We start from the raw sequence: 13,571 nt of genomic DNA on the forward strand, positions 1-13,571 counted from the left end.
GGCGGTCCGAGTCACGCGCCGGGCGGGGGTGTCGCGGTTCCGGCGGCCGGCTGCTCGTTCCTCCTGAACATGCGGGTCGCCGTGATCTCGCCGTGGACCGTCTCTCCGTCCGGGTCCTGCTGCGGCAGGCCGGGCCGCAGGTGCTCCTCCACGCTGATGTACTTGAGCCCCGCCCGCAGATCCGCGTCATTGCGCAGCCGGATGACGAGGGGGAACTCGGCGAGCGCGGTCGTGTCGAACAGGCCGGTGGTGTAGAGCAGCTGCACGCCCAGTGCGTCCGACACCGCCCGCTGGAGCTCCAGCAGGTACGTGGCGTTGGCGCGGCCGATCGGGTTGTCGAGGAACAGGGTGCCCGCGTGCCGGTGGCGGTCCCGGCCCCGGTCGTTGCTGCGCAGCGCCGCCATCGTGCAGTAGAGGGCGATGGCGGCGGTGAGCAGCTGTCCGCCGGAGAAGACGTCGCCCATCTGCCCGACGGGGACGCGCTCGGCGCGCAGCACGGCGTCCGGCTTGAGGATCTCCACCGCGATGCCCTTGGGCCGCAGCGCCGCCTCGACGCCCCTCAGCAGCAGGGACATACCGTCCCGGCGCAGATCGGAGTTCTTCTTGAGGGCGGCGCTGGTGGCCTCGTCGATGACCTCGCCGAGACGTTCGGTGAGGGTGGCCTGGTCGGGCTCCTCGAAGCGGATCCGGAGGAATTCCTGACCCGACCACTCCCCCAGTCCTTCGGGGAGCTGGGAGAGCCGCTGGGCGGAGCGCAGGGTGGTGAGGGCGGATTCGACCAGTCCGCGCAGCCGGTCGACGATCGAGTCGCGGTTGCGCTCCAGCTGGACCAGCTCGTCGGTGAGGACACGCAGCCGGGGGGCGAAGGCGTCGGCCCACTTCTGGGCGTGCTCGGGCAGCGCGGAGGCGGGCAGTTCGCGGATCTGCTGGCGGGCGGGGGTGCGGACCTGTTCGTAGCGGGTGGAGTTGGCGTGCCGGACGAGGATGTCGCTCGCTTCCCTCACGGCGCTCTCGGCGGCCGAGAGGTCGGCGTTGCAGCCGCGCAGGGAGCGGCGGGACTCGGCGGCGGACTGCCGGGCCTCCTCCAGGGTGCCGGGGTAGGGGTCGGGGTCCTCGGTGCCCTCCTCCGCGCCGTGGTCGCGCAGGAGGTCCCGCAGGAGGGCCGCGGTCTCGTCGAAGCCGCCGGCGGAGTCCTCGGCGGTGCGGTGGGCGTGCAGCAGCTCGCTGTGGGCGGCGCGGGCGGAGTCCAGGGCCCCGGTGGCGGCGGCCAGCTCGGCGGTGGCGGTACGCAGGAGGGCCTGGGCCGCTTCGGCGTCGGCCGGGACGAGGTCGTCCGGCAGTTCGGTGTGGTGCTGCCGCTCGTCGTCGGGGGCGAGCCGTTCGGCCTCGCCGCGCAGCCGGCCCAGGTGCTCGCTGGCGGTGGAGGCGCGGGTCTCCAGCAGCTGGACGTGCGCTTCCGCGCGGGCGGCGGCGGCCTGGCGGGACGGTCCGTCGGCTCCGTCGGTGCCCTCCAGGAGCTGGGCGGCACGGGTGCGGACCTTGTTGGTGAGGCGGTCCAGCTCGGCGAGGGCGGCGCTCTCGTCGCTCTCGGCGCGGGCCTGTTCGGCGCGCAGGTCGGCGCCGACGCCGACCTTCTCGTACAGCTGGGACGCGGCCCGGTAGGCCTCGCGCAGGGTGGGCAGGGCGGTGCGGGCCCTCGACTCGTCCTCCTCGGGGAGGACTTCGGGGACCCCGGCGATCTCGGCGCGCTCGGCCCGCAGGGCGCGGGCGGTGCGCCGGGCGTCGTCCCCGGCGCGCTGGGCGGCGCGGCGGTCCTCGTCGGCGGCGCGGGCGAGGTCGAGGCAGACGGCGGCACGGGCCTCGGACTCGGCGGCCTCGTCGACCAGTTCGCGCAGCCGGGCCTGCCAGCCGGAGCGCTCGCGCAGCCGGTGGGCGAGTCCCGCGAGGGCGTCGGCGGCGCGGCGGGCCCGCTGGGCGGCCTCCTGGCGCTCGTCCCGGACCCGGGCGGTGTCGGCGGCGGCCTCGTCCGCCTCGGCGCGCGCGGTGCGGGCCTCGGCGAGGACGGCTTCGGCGCTCTCGGCCGCCGTACGGGCGGTGGCGGCGGCCTCGGCCAGTTCGGCGAGCATGCCCGGTGGGCAGTCGGCGCGCCAGGAGCCGATCCGGGACGCGAGGGCACGGTCGCCGGAGAGGCGGGCGGCCAGCGTCCTGATGTCCTCGTCGCGGGCGGCGGCACGGCTGCGCAGCGCGTGGCGCTCCTCGTCGGCGGCGTGCTCGTCGTGCATGGCCGGGTTCGGCGGGACGAGGAAGACGCCGTCGCTCGTGGACTCGGAGCCGGTGCCGGGGGCCGGGACGGGGGCGAGGAGGGCGGCGGCGGTGCCGACGGCGACGGTCGAGCGGGGCAGCAGGGCGGCACCGGCGAGGACTTCGCGGGCGCGGCTGTGGGCGTCGGGGTCGGTGATGACGACGCCGTCGACGAGTTCGGGGCGGGCGGCGAGGACGGCGGCGTGATCGGCCGGGTCGACGGCCTGGGCGAGGTAGCGCCAGCCGGGCAGGGCGGGGATGCCGTGCTCGCCCAGGTATTCGACGGTGGCCAGGACGTCGGGGCCGGGCGGCAGCAGCCCGCCCTCGCCGAGCGCGCCGAGGATGCGGGCGTCGTCGGCGGCGGCGGTGCGCAGGTCGAAGAGTCGGCGCTCGGCGGCGGCGACGGACTGGTCGAGGAGGTCGCGCAGTTCGTCGGCGCTGCGGTCGAACTCCTCGGCGGTCAGGGGCTGCTGGGCGGGTCCGGGCTGGTCGGCGAGGGCCACGGCGCGGTCCGGTGAGGCCTCGGGTGCGGTGCCCGGGCCGCCGAGGCCGGCGGAGGCGGGGTCCTCGCCGGTGCGGGCGGTGCCCCGGTCCGGGCCCGACTCCGCGTCGCCCGCTTCCCGGCGGGGGTGCGGCACTCCGGTGGCGGTGGGCAGGCCCAGCAGGTCCGCGAGGCGCGGGTCGGCGGCGATCGACGCGGCGGCGAGGTACTCGTCCTCGTGGCTCCGCTCCGCGGCCTTCGCCCCGTCGGCGGCGCGGGCGGCGGCCAGATCGGCGCGGCTCTCGGCGGCAGCCGCCTCGCGGGCCGTGTCGGCGGCGGCGCGGGCGGCTTCCCGGGCGGTGTCCCAGGCGGCGACGGCGGACTGTTCGGCGTCGCTGGCGGCGAGGGCCGCGCGGGCGGGGTCGGCGTCGGGCGCGGTGTCGTCGAGCCAGCCCGCCCGGACGGCTTCGGCGGTCTCCTGGCCCACTTCGGCGAGGCGCTGGCGCAGGTGTCCGGCCTCGCTGCGGGCGCGCTGCGCCTCGGTGGCGGCGACGGTGGCGTCGCGGTGGGCGCGTTCGCCGGTGGCCTGGAGCGTGTCGGAGCGCTCCTCCTCCTCGTTGGCGACGCGCTCGCCCTCCTCGGCGGCCCGGTGCAGGGCGCGGACGAGGTCGGTGGCGGCGGCGGAGCGGGCGGCGAGGGCGGGGGCGGCGTCCCGTTCGGCCTCGCGGATGGCGGCGGCGACCCTGGCCGAGCGGTCGGCCGCGGCCCGGTGGCGCAGGACGGCTTCGGCGGCCTGCCAGGCGGCGTGCAGGGTGCGGGCCTCGACCAGCTCCCTGCGGCCGGCTGCGGCGCTCTTCTCGGCGGCGGTCAGGGCCAGCGAGGCGTGCCGGTAGGCCAGTTCGGCGGCGATCAGGGAACGGCTGTCCCGGGTGGACTCGGCTTCGGTGACGGTGTGGGCGGCGGCGGTGACCCGTTCGGCCAGTTCGGCGGTGCGGCCGCGCTCCTCGGTGGCGCGGGCGGTCAGGCGGCGGGCCAGGGTGCGGGTGCGGCGTTCGGCGCCGGCGTGGATGTCGCGGGCGCGGGCGCGGGTGTCGGTGGCCTCGACGATCCGGCCGAGGAGGTCGACGGAGCCCGCAGTGAAGTCGCGTTCGGCGGTGAGCTCGGCGCGGCGGCCCAGTTTGTTGCCGAAGCCGCTGACCAGGTCGGCGAGTCCGTCGGTGTCGCGGGTGTCGGTGACGGCGCGGAGCAGGAGGTCGGTGAAGTCGGAGTCCTTCTTCACCGCGAAGAGGCCGGCGGCCTCGCCCTCGTCGGCGTTCATCTCGCGCTGATAGCGGAAGAGTTCGGGGTCGAGACCGAGGTCGCCGAGGTGTTCGTTCCAGCGGTCGTGGATCTCTTCCCAGTGCACGTCGAGGTGCGCGTAGAACTTGCCCGCGTCCATCAGCGCGTCGCGGAAGCCCTTCATGGTGCGCCGCCTGCCGCGTGCCCCGGAGACGCCTTCGGCGGGGCGGCCCACGGCGGCGGACTCGGCGACGGGCAGGCTGTCCAGGCTGAGCCCGGGGCCGGGCCGGAACGAGTACCAGGCTTCGGCGAACTTGCGGGGGTCGTTGGAGACCTGACGGCCGCGCCACTCGCTGACCTTGCCGACGACGACGCACTCCCCGGTGAGGGTGTGCTGCCACTCCAGGGCGACGTGGCCGCAGTCGTCGGCGAGGAGGAACTTGCGCAGCACGCCGGAGCTGGCGCCGCCGAGGGTGTTGCGGTGGCCGGGGAGCATCACCGAGAAGATCAGCTTGAGCAGGACGGACTTGCCGCCGCCGTTCTCCAGGAAGAGGACGCCGGCGGGGGCGGGGCGGCGGGGCGGGCCGACCGGCTCGTCCTCGAAGAACTCCGCCTGGGCGGGGGCGGGGTTGGGGACGGGTGCGCCGACGCCGCGCAGGTCGAGGACGGTGTCGGCGTAGCGCGCACCGGCAGGCCCGATGGAGTAGAGGCGGACCCGGGACAACTCGTACATGGCGGCGGACTCTCGTCGTTCGGTGAGCGGGGGCGGAGCGGCGGGGTGTGGTCGGCGGGGTCAGGAGTGGAAGGGCAGGCCCGCGTCGGCGGCCAGCTCCATGCTGTCGGGGTCGGGCGGCGGCAGCAGGGTGGCGGATCCGTCGGTGACGGGGACGACGCCGAGGTCCAGCAGTTCGGCCATGGCCGCGCCGCCCGCCAGGTCGCGGACCTGGAGCTGGTAGCGGGCGGTGGTGCGGTAGGCGCCGCCCGCGTCGTCGCCGGTGCGCTGGAGGAAGCCGGAGTCGGTGAGGAAGGCGACGGCCTTGCCGATGATGCCGGTGGTGGATCCGGCGAGCCGGCGGGCGTCCTTGGTCGCGCCGGTGGCGCTGCGGCGGGCGTAGATCCGCCAGCCCGCTTCGAGTCCCGGGGCGTCGCTGACGGGGTCGGTGTTGTCGCCCTGTTCCTCGGCGCGCTCCTCCAGCCGTCGGCAGGCCTGGCGTACGAAGGCGTCGACGCCGTTGACCGTGATGCGGCCGATGTACGCGTCGTCGGCGAGGTCCTCGGGGCGGGGGAAGGCCAGGGCGGCGACGGCGAGGTGGGCGAGGCCGTGCAGGAAGCGGTCGGCGGCGTCGGAGGAGGCGCGGCGGGCGTAGTCGCCCATGCGGACGGCGAAGACGGAGTCCTCACCGGCGGTCACGGCCATCCCGGCGCGCGGGGAGACCTCCAGGACGACGAGGCCGAGGCCGGTGGCGACGGCGTCGGCGAGCCGGGCGAAGGTGCTCTCCTCCCGGTAGCGCCGCAGCAGGTCGGCGTATTCGGCGTCGCGGGCGGGCAGCAGCTTGGGCTGGAGCCCGAAGGAGACCAGGCGGGCGGCGTCGGCGGCGTCGGCCGGGGTGACGGGGGCCTGGCCCGCGGGCTCGGCGGCGCTCGGGTGCGCGGAGTCGCCCGCGTGCGGGGTGGCGGGCCCGGCGTACGCGGAGGGCTCGGTCCACGCGTCGGGGCGCTCGGCGTCGTGGTCGCTCACGGCTGGGACTCCTCGGTGCGGAAGACGTGCGGGTGCGGTGGGAGGGCGGGCCGGGTCGCGGCGGAGGCGGCGGGGCGGATCGCGGCGGAAGGGGCTGGCTCAATCGCGGCGGAGGCGGCGGGGCCGGTCACGACGCCTCCTGGCGGTCGGCGGCCATGCCGACGGCGTCCAGCAGGGCGGTGCCCACGATCAGGTCGGCGCCGCCGAACTCCGGGTCCTGAAGCTGCGCCCCGTCGTCCACGGCGAACAGCAGGCGCCGTTCGCCCTGGCGGTAGGCGGTGCCGACCGGCGGGCTGGCGGCGTGGACGGCGAGCAGGGCGACCAGGTACGGCAGGTCGGAGTCCCCGGTGCGGCGGGCTTCGGCGAGCAGTCCGGAGAGCCGGCGCGGGGCGTCGTGCTCCAGGTCGAGCAGCGTCATGGCGCGGGCGAGCTGCTCCTCGCTGAACCGGCTGTCGTCGGGGGTGGCGATGAGGTCGGGCTCGGGCATCTCCGCGCCCAGGTGCTCGCGCTCCAGCGGGGGTGTGAGCAGCAGGTCGACCAGGTCCCCGATCCGTACGGAGGTGGGGGTGCGCAGTCCGGTGCCGTGGGCGAAGAAGGCGTCGGTGGCGCGGGTGGACTGTTCGACGGGGAGGGGCAGGAGCGGGGCGAGGAGCTGCCCGTACAGGTCGAGGCCCGCGTGGACGGCGGGCGGGGCGAACGCCTGCCGGTCCTGCTCCGCGCGGAAGAGGGGGCCCGCCTCCAGCAGTCGGGACTGGAGCTGGGTGTGGCGGCGGATGCAGTCCTTGACGATGTCGACCAGCTCGGCGGCCCGGCGCTTGTGCTCGGGGTCCTCGGCCTCGTCGCGGGCCTTGCGGATGTTGGTGAGGATCGCGTTCTCGTGGCGGTAGCGGTCGGCCACGTGGTCCAGGGCCTCGGCGATCATGTCGGGGACGGTGTGGAGCCAGTCGACGGCGCGGACGTTGCGCCGGGTGGCCTCCAGGGTGCGGCGCAGGGTCTCGGCGTACTGCACGGTGCGGTAGCGGGCCTGTTCGGCGGCGAGCTGGGCGTCGGCGAGGCGGCCCCGGCTGATCAGGACCTCCAGCTTGACCTCGGCGGCGATCTGGGCGCTGGTGACATCGGTGTCCAGCGCGCCGACGAGGACGTTGACCGCTTCGTCGGTGGCGCGGAGGTAGACCGTGCCGCCGTGGCCGGGGACCTCTTCGATCAGCTTGAAGTCGTAGTCCCGGCGGACGTAGACCCCGTCGGTGTTGAAGGTGCCGTAGACCGCGCGGAAGCCGCGGTCGACGCTGCCGACGTTGATCAGGTTCTCCAGGACCCAGCGGGCGACCCGTTCGTGCTCGGCGACGGGGCGGTCGGGGGCCTGGGCGCCGATCCGGGGCAGCAGTCTGGCCACTATCTGGTCGTGGTCGGCCCCGGTGTCGAAGTCCATGTTGAGCGTGACGTGGTCGATCGCGGCGAGGGCGACCTCCGCCATGGCGTACACCGTGTACTCGCCGGCCAGATTCGCCTTGCGGACGTCGAGGTCGTGCAGCGGGGCCGTGCACGCGAGCGCGCGCAGCCGCCGCGAGAGCCCCTCGTCGGCGGCGGGGCCCGGGGCAGGCCGCGGCCCCGCGCTGAGCTGCGGCGAGGCGGTGTCCGGGGAGGCTGGCGAAGTCACGTGGGACAGATTAGGTCCTCGCACCGACAACGGTCGAAACGGCGTTTATGCGACCGGGCCCGAGCGAGGGGGCCCGGCGCGCCCGGGTCCGTAACCGCCGCCGCCCGGCGTGCGCACCACGAGCACGTCTCCGGCGTCCAGTTCGGCGGTGTCGCGGCCCTCCAGGGGCACCACTTCGCCGTCGGCCCGCTCGATGTGCTGTTCCCCGAGCGCCCCCGGCTCGCCGCCGTCCGCTCCGTACGGCGGGACGCGGCGGTGTCCGGAGAGCAGCGCGACCGTGACCGGTTCCAGGAAGCGGATGCGACGTTCGACGCCGTCGCCGCCGTGCCATCGCCCCGCTCCCCCACTGCCCTCGCGCACGGCGAACCCCTCCAGCAGGGCGGGCAGCCGCCACTCCAGGATCTCGGGGTCGGTGAGCCGGGAGTTGGTCATATGGGTCTGTACGGCGTCGGCTCCGTCGAAGCCGTCACCCGCTCCCGATCCGCTGGCGATCGTCTCGTAGTACTGGACGTGGTCGTTGCCGAAGGTGAGGTTGTTCATGGTGCCGGAGCCCTCGGCCTGGCCGCCGATCGCTCCGTACAGGGCTCCGGTGACCGCCTGGGAGGTCTCCACGTTGCCCGCGACGGTCGCCGCCGGGTGGGCGGGGTCGAGCAGGCACCCGGGCGGGATCGTCACCTCCAGGGGTTTGAGGCAGCCGCTGTTGAGGGGGATGTCCTCGCCGACGAGGGTGCGGAAGACGTAGAGGACGGCGGCCATGACGACGGACCGGGGCGCGTTGGCGTTGCCGGGCTGCTGGGGCGAGGTCCCGGTGAAGTCGAGGTGGGCGGCGCGGGCGTCCCGGTCCACGGTCAGCCGCACCTGGATGACGGCCCCGCTGTCGGTCTCGTAGCGGCAGTGCCCGTCGCGCAGTCCGGCGACGATGCGGCGTACGGACTCCTCGGCGTTGTCCTGGACGTGCCCCATGTAGGCGTCCACGACGTCGGCGCCGAACTGGTCGGTCATGCGCCGCAGTTCGGCGATGCCCTTCTCGTTGGCGGCGATCTGGGCGCGCAGGTCGGCGAGGTTGGCTTCGGGGTCGCGGGAGGGGTACGGGGCGGAGGTGAGCAGGTCGCGGGTCTCGTCCTCGCGCAGCTGGCCGTCGCGGACGAGCGGCCAGTTGTCGAACAGGACGCCCTCCTCGTGGATGGTCCGGCTGAAGGCCGGCATGGAGCCGGGGGTGATGCCGCCGATCTCGGCGTGGTGGCCGCGCGAGGCGACCAGGAACCGGAGCTTCCCGTCGTCGAAGACGGGCGTGACCACGGTGACATCGGGCAGGTGGGTGCCGCCGTGGTACGGGTCGTTGACGGCGTACACGTCGCCGGGCCGCAGAGTCCCCTCGGCTCTGCGCAGGACCTCCTTGATCGACTCTCCCATCGAGCCGAGGTGCACGGGGATGTGCGGGGCGTTGGCGATCAGGTTGCCCGTGGCGTCGAACAGGGCGCAGGAGAAGTCGAGGCGCTCCTTGATGTTCACCGAGTGGGCGGTGTTCTCCAGGCGGACTCCCATCTGCTCGGCGATGGACATGAAGAGGTTGTTGAAGACCTCCAGCATCACCGGGTCCACCCGGGTGCCGACGGCGGTGCGTTCGGGGCGGGGCCGGTGGCGTGTGAGGACGAGGTGTCCGGTGGAGGCCGCTTCGGCCCGCCAGCCGGGGTCGACGACGGTGGTGGCGTCGTCCTCGGCGACGACGGCCGGCCCGGTGACGGTGTCGGCGGGGCGCAGGTCCGTGCGGCGGTACAGCGGGGCCCGCTGCCATCGCCCCTCGGCGTACAGGTCCACGGTGTCGGCCGGGTGCGGCGGGGTGTCGCGACGGCCGTCGCTCGGACCGGCGTCGGCGACGGGCGCGGCGTCACCGGTCGTGCCGGTCGCGTCGACGGGATCGGTGGCTCCGGTGGCTTCCACCGTGACCGTCTCGACGACGACGGGCTTGTCCATCGTGAAGCCGAACCGGACCCGGTGGGCGGCGGCGAACGCCTCGGCCATGGCGGTCTCCGTGTCCAGGTCCACCGGCAGCGCCGCGTCCGTCCCGGCGTACCGCAGCAGGACGCGGGCCCGTGTGGTGATCGCGGAGTCCGGGGTTCCGTCGGCGCGCAGAGCTTCGCGGGTGGCCTCGGCCAGCTCCGCGCAGAGCCGCTCCAGGCGCTCCCGGGCGGCCTCGTCGAGCTCCTCCTCCACCGACTGCTCGCGCATCGCGGTGGCGTCGGCCAGTCCGATGCCGTAGGCGGAGAGCACCCCGGCGAGCGGGGGGACGAGGACCGTGTCGATGCCCAGGGCGTCGGCGACCGCGCAGACGTGCTGTCCGCCCGCGCCGCCGAAGCCGGTCAGGGCGTAGCGGGTGACGTCGTGGCCGCGCTGCACGGAGATCTTCTTGACGGCGTTGGCCATGTTGAGCACGGCGATCTCCAGGAAGCCCGCCGCCACTTCCGCCGCTGCCGGTCGGCGCCCGGTGGCACGCCCCACCTCGTCGGCGAGCGCCGCGAACCGTGTTCGCACCAGGTCCGCGTCGAGCGGGAGGTCGCCGTCCTCGCCGAAGACCGCCGGGAAGTGGCCGGGCTGGACGCGGCCGAGCATCACGTTGGCGTCGGTGACGGTCAGGGGGCCGCCCCGGCGGTAGCAGGCGGGGCCGGGGGCGGCGCCCGCCGAGTCGGGGCCGACGCGGTAGCGGCTGCCGTCGAAGTGGAGGACGGAACCGCCGCCGGCCGCGACGGTGTGGATGCTCATCATCGGGGCGCGCATCCGGACCCCGGCGACCTCGGTGCCCAGTTCCCGTTCGAACGCTCCGGCGTAGTGGGAGACGTCGGTGGAGGTGCCGCCCATGTCGAACCCGATGACGCGGTCGTGTCCGGCCTGCCGCGATGTGCGGACCATGCCGACGACGCCTCCGGCCGGGCCGGAGAGGACGGCGTCCTTGCCGCGGAACCGGGCGGCTTCGCGCAGGCCGCCGTTGGACTGGAGGAACATCAGCCGGATTCCGTCGAGGCGGGCGGCGACCTCGTCGACGTACCGGCCGAGGACGGGTGAGAGGTAGGCGTCGACGACGGTGGTGTCGCCGCGGGGGACGAGCCTGATCAGTGGGCTGACCTCGTGGGAGCTGCTGACCTGGGTGAAGCCCGCCTTCCGGGCCGCCTCGGCGACGGCCCGTTCGTGGGCGGGGTGGCGGTAGCCGTGCATCAGGACGACGGCGGCGCTGCGCAGTCCGTCGGCGTGGGCGGCGCGCAGTTGTTCGCGTACGGGGGCGATCTCCAGGGGGCGGACGGTGCGGCCGTGGGCGTCGAGGCGTTCGGGGACCTCGATCACGCGCTCGTGGACGGGCTCGGGCAGGACGATGTGCCGGTCGAAGAGGCGGGGCCGGTTCTGGTAGGCGATCCGCAGCGCGTCCCGGAAGCCCTCGGTGATCAGCAGCACCGTCGGCTCGCCCCGTCGCTCCAGCAGGGCGTTGGTGGCGACGGTGGTGCCCATCCGGACGGCGGCGACCCGGTCGGCGGGCACCGGTGCGCCGGGGTCCAGGCCGAGGAGCAGCCGGATTCCGGCGACGGCCGCGTCGTCGTAGCGGTCGGGGTCGTGGGAGAGGAGCTTGCGGGTGATCAGGCGGCCGTCGGGGCGGCGGCCGACCACATCGGTGAAGGTGCCGCCCCGGTCGATCCAGAACTCCCAGCGTCCGGTCATGGCGCCATTCTGTGCCCGTGCCCGCGGGCTCGCAGGGGCGGAGCGCCCGTACAGGCGGAGCACCCGCCGGGGTTCAGCCCTCGAAGACCGCCGCGAGCCGGGGCAGATGGAGGCGGTTCGCGGCGGTGTCCTCGGCGTCCCAGCTCTCGCCCGCCGGCTCCGCCGGGCGTATGCGGTCGCGCAGCGCCGCTTCCACGGCGGCGTCGAGGGAGGCGGTCTCGCCCCGGCGGCGGCGGTAGGCCTCGGCGATCGGGACGTTCAACGACTCGTATCCGATCCAGCCGCCCTCCCCCCGGCCCATCCGGGCCACCACCGGCAGCCCCGCCAGGGAGTCGGGGTCGGCCACCGCCCGGGTGAAGGTCTCCCGGCCGAGCAGGACGAGCCCGTCGCGGAAGTCCATGAAGCCGTCGTCGCCGCAGCCGCCCTCGATGAGGTAGGCCGCGTTCCACAGGGGGCGGCGGTAGGCGGACCGGGTCACGTCCGCCGCGGTGACGGCGAAGGCGGCGATCCGCTCCGGCTCCAGGGCCGCGAGCACGTCGGTCAGGGCTGCGGGCAGCGGGTCGTCGGGCGGGTCCCGGTCGTCCGCCCGGTCCCCGGCCGCTTCGCGGGCCCGTTCGACGAGCCCCCACCACTCGTTGATGTCCATGGGAGGAAGCCTAGGAGGGGGGTCTGACAACGCCCCTCCCGGGCTTCCGCGTCCGGCCCGGGCCGCCGGGTGGTCCCGGGCCCCGCGCTCAGAGGGAGGTCGCGTCCGGTCCGATCCGGCTCCGCACCGCCGTCTGCACCTCGGCCTCCTCGGCCGGGTCGGCGGCGAGGCGGCGCAGGCGTTCGGCCACGCGGATGTCACCGGTCTCGGCGTGCAGGGCGGCCACCTCCCGGGTGGTCTCCTCGCAGTCCCAGAGGCACTCCACCGCGAACCCGGTCGCGAAGGACGGGTCGGTGGCGGCCAGCGCGCGGGCGGCCCTGCCCCGCAGGTGCGAGGAGGACGTCTCGCGGTAGACGTGGCGCAGCACGGGGGCGGCGCAGGCGATGCCGAGGCGGCCCGTCCCGTCGACCAGGGTCCACAGCCGGGGGGCGTCGGGCCCGTCGCCGCGTACGGCCTCCCGCAGCGCGCCGAGGACTTGGGGAGCGTCCTGGGCGGTGCCTCGGCAGGCGAGCACTCCGGCGGCCGAGGCCCCGAGGGCGTCGGGGCGGTGGGCCCAGCGACGGGCCCGTTCCACGGCGGCGTCGCAGGTCATCCGCTCGAAGGCGGCGATGGCCGTGTCGGCGACGGTGCGGGCGGGGCTGACGGCGGCGGCCTCGATGAGGTCGAGGACGGCGGGGTCGCCCGCCTCCGCGAGGTAGTGCAGGGCGGCGCAGCGGGCGCCTTCGGGGCCGCTGCGGGCGGCCTCGACGATCAGGGGCAGGTCGTCGGGTCCGGCGACGGCGGAGAGGCAGCGGGCCGCGGGGACGTGCAGTTCGCTGCCGCGTTCCAGGGCCTGCTGGGCCCAGTCGAAGACCGCCTGGACGCTCCAGCCGGGGCGGGGACCCCCGGGGCGCATCTGGCGTTGCCATCGGTCGAACGAGCCCTGTTCGCCGGCGGCCCTGACCCGGGCGCCGACCGCCGCGCGCGGGTCGTCGGCCCACAGCCGCCAGGGGCGCGGCTCGAAGGCGTCCCGTACGGCGGTGGCGAGGTCGGCCGCGCCCTGGTCGGTGGCCGGGAAGCGGGCGAGGACGGGCAGCGCGAGGGAGCGCAGGCCGGCGTCGTCGTCGCGCAGGGCGAGTTCGTCCAGGGCCCAGGCCCAGTTGGCGCCGGTCGCCGCGTAACGGCGGAGCAGCGCCAGGGCGTCGTCGCGTCCGTAGGAGGCGAGGTGGCCGAGGACGGACAGCGCCAGACCGGTGCGGGAGTCGTCGGTGTCGAGGTGGTCGTCGGGATCGGCGAGGTGCCGCTCGATCTCCTCGATACCGCCGTCGAGGTCGAGGTAGAGGCGCGCGTAGTAGAGGGAGCGGTTCTCCACCTGCCAGTCGTGACGGGGGTCGCTCACGACGCAGTGGTTGAGAGCCGCGAGGGCCTCGGGGCGTGGTGCGGCGAGCGCGTGGAGCGTGCCGTCGCCGCGGCCCCTCTGCAACAGGCCGAGCAGGGTGCCGCTCGGCGCTATGAACGGATCGAACATGGGAGAAAGCCTCACATCAAGCTGTCGACGCAACCGGGACTGTGCAGTGCCCCGTGCCTCTCGGCACGTGGGAGTGTCCGGGGGACACCGTTACGCCGCGCAGTGACATGATCGGCCGACCGCCGTCTTCCGCCTGGTGTAGAGCATCTTCCTCTGCCTCTCGTCGGTGGCCCTGAGCGGGCCCGCGACGTCATGATGACCCAGCCATTTCGCCACCGCGACCACATTTACGACGGACCGGTCAGCGGAGCCCACGAC

7 protein-coding genes are annotated in these 13,571 nt (G+C 75.2%); all 7 read right to left on the bottom strand.

Features of this window, described 5'->3' with window-relative positions:
* Window positions 1-11: 11 nt before the first annotated feature.
* Window positions 12-4,793, bottom strand: coding sequence for a hypothetical protein (locus DTB53_RS08475; protein ID WP_012381725.1), 4,782 nt, complete (start codon window positions 4,791-4,793; stop codon window positions 12-14).
* Window positions 4,794-4,853: 60 nt separating this feature from the next.
* A complete protein-coding gene (locus DTB53_RS08480) occupies window positions 4,854-5,798 on the bottom strand; it encodes a membrane protein (protein WP_012381724.1) in 945 nt (314 codons plus the stop codon).
* Window positions 5,795-5,929 carry a hypothetical protein gene (locus DTB53_RS37345; RefSeq protein ID WP_256340673.1) on the bottom strand — a complete coding sequence of 45 codons (135 nt, stop codon included), beginning with the start codon at window positions 5,927-5,929 and terminating at the stop codon, window positions 5,795-5,797. Before DTB53_RS37345 ends, DTB53_RS08480 begins: the two co-directional genes overlap by 4 nt.
* Window positions 5,926-7,455 carry a hypothetical protein gene (locus DTB53_RS08490; RefSeq protein WP_012381723.1) on the bottom strand — a complete coding sequence of 510 codons (1,530 nt, stop codon included), beginning with the start codon at window positions 7,453-7,455 and terminating at the stop codon, window positions 5,926-5,928. The genes DTB53_RS37345 and DTB53_RS08490 overlap by 4 nt, the downstream gene beginning before the upstream one ends.
* Window positions 7,456-7,500: 45 nt before the next feature.
* The gene (locus tag DTB53_RS08495; RefSeq protein ID WP_012381722.1) at window positions 7,501-11,160 is read right to left on the bottom strand and encodes a hydantoinase B/oxoprolinase family protein; all 3,660 of its coding nucleotides are present in this window, start codon (window positions 11,158-11,160) and stop codon (window positions 7,501-7,503) included.
* Between the two features lie 73 nt (window positions 11,161-11,233).
* The gene (locus DTB53_RS08500; protein WP_012381721.1) at window positions 11,234-11,806 is read right to left on the bottom strand and encodes a DUF4240 domain-containing protein; all 573 of its coding nucleotides are present in this window, start codon (window positions 11,804-11,806) and stop codon (window positions 11,234-11,236) included.
* 88 nt (window positions 11,807-11,894) lie between these two features.
* Complete coding sequence (locus tag DTB53_RS08505; RefSeq protein ID WP_003970434.1) at window positions 11,895-13,313, bottom strand: HEAT repeat domain-containing protein; 1,419 nt, start codon at window positions 13,311-13,313, stop codon at window positions 11,895-11,897.
* Between the last annotated feature and the right edge of the window lie 258 nt (window positions 13,314-13,571).

Source organism: Streptomyces griseus, from assembly GCF_900460065.1.
In the GTDB taxonomy this organism is placed as follows: Bacteria; Actinomycetota; Actinomycetes; order Streptomycetales; family Streptomycetaceae; genus Streptomyces; species Streptomyces griseus.

What these genes read in the sequence shown, in the direction of transcription:
- DTB53_RS08475 (WP_012381725.1), bottom strand. Translation starts at nt 4,793, where the DNA reads ATGTACGAGTTGTCCCGGGTCCGCCTCTACTCCATCGGGCCTGCCGGT.
- DTB53_RS08495 (WP_012381722.1), bottom strand. Translation starts at nt 11,160, where the DNA reads ATGACCGGACGCTGGGAGTTCTGGATCGACCGGGGCGGCACCTTCACC.
- DTB53_RS08500 (WP_012381721.1), bottom strand. Translation starts at nt 11,806, where the DNA reads ATGGACATCAACGAGTGGTGGGGGCTCGTCGAACGGGCCCGCGAAGCG.
- DTB53_RS08505 (WP_003970434.1), bottom strand. Translation starts at nt 13,313, where the DNA reads ATGTTCGATCCGTTCATAGCGCCGAGCGGCACCCTGCTCGGCCTGTTG.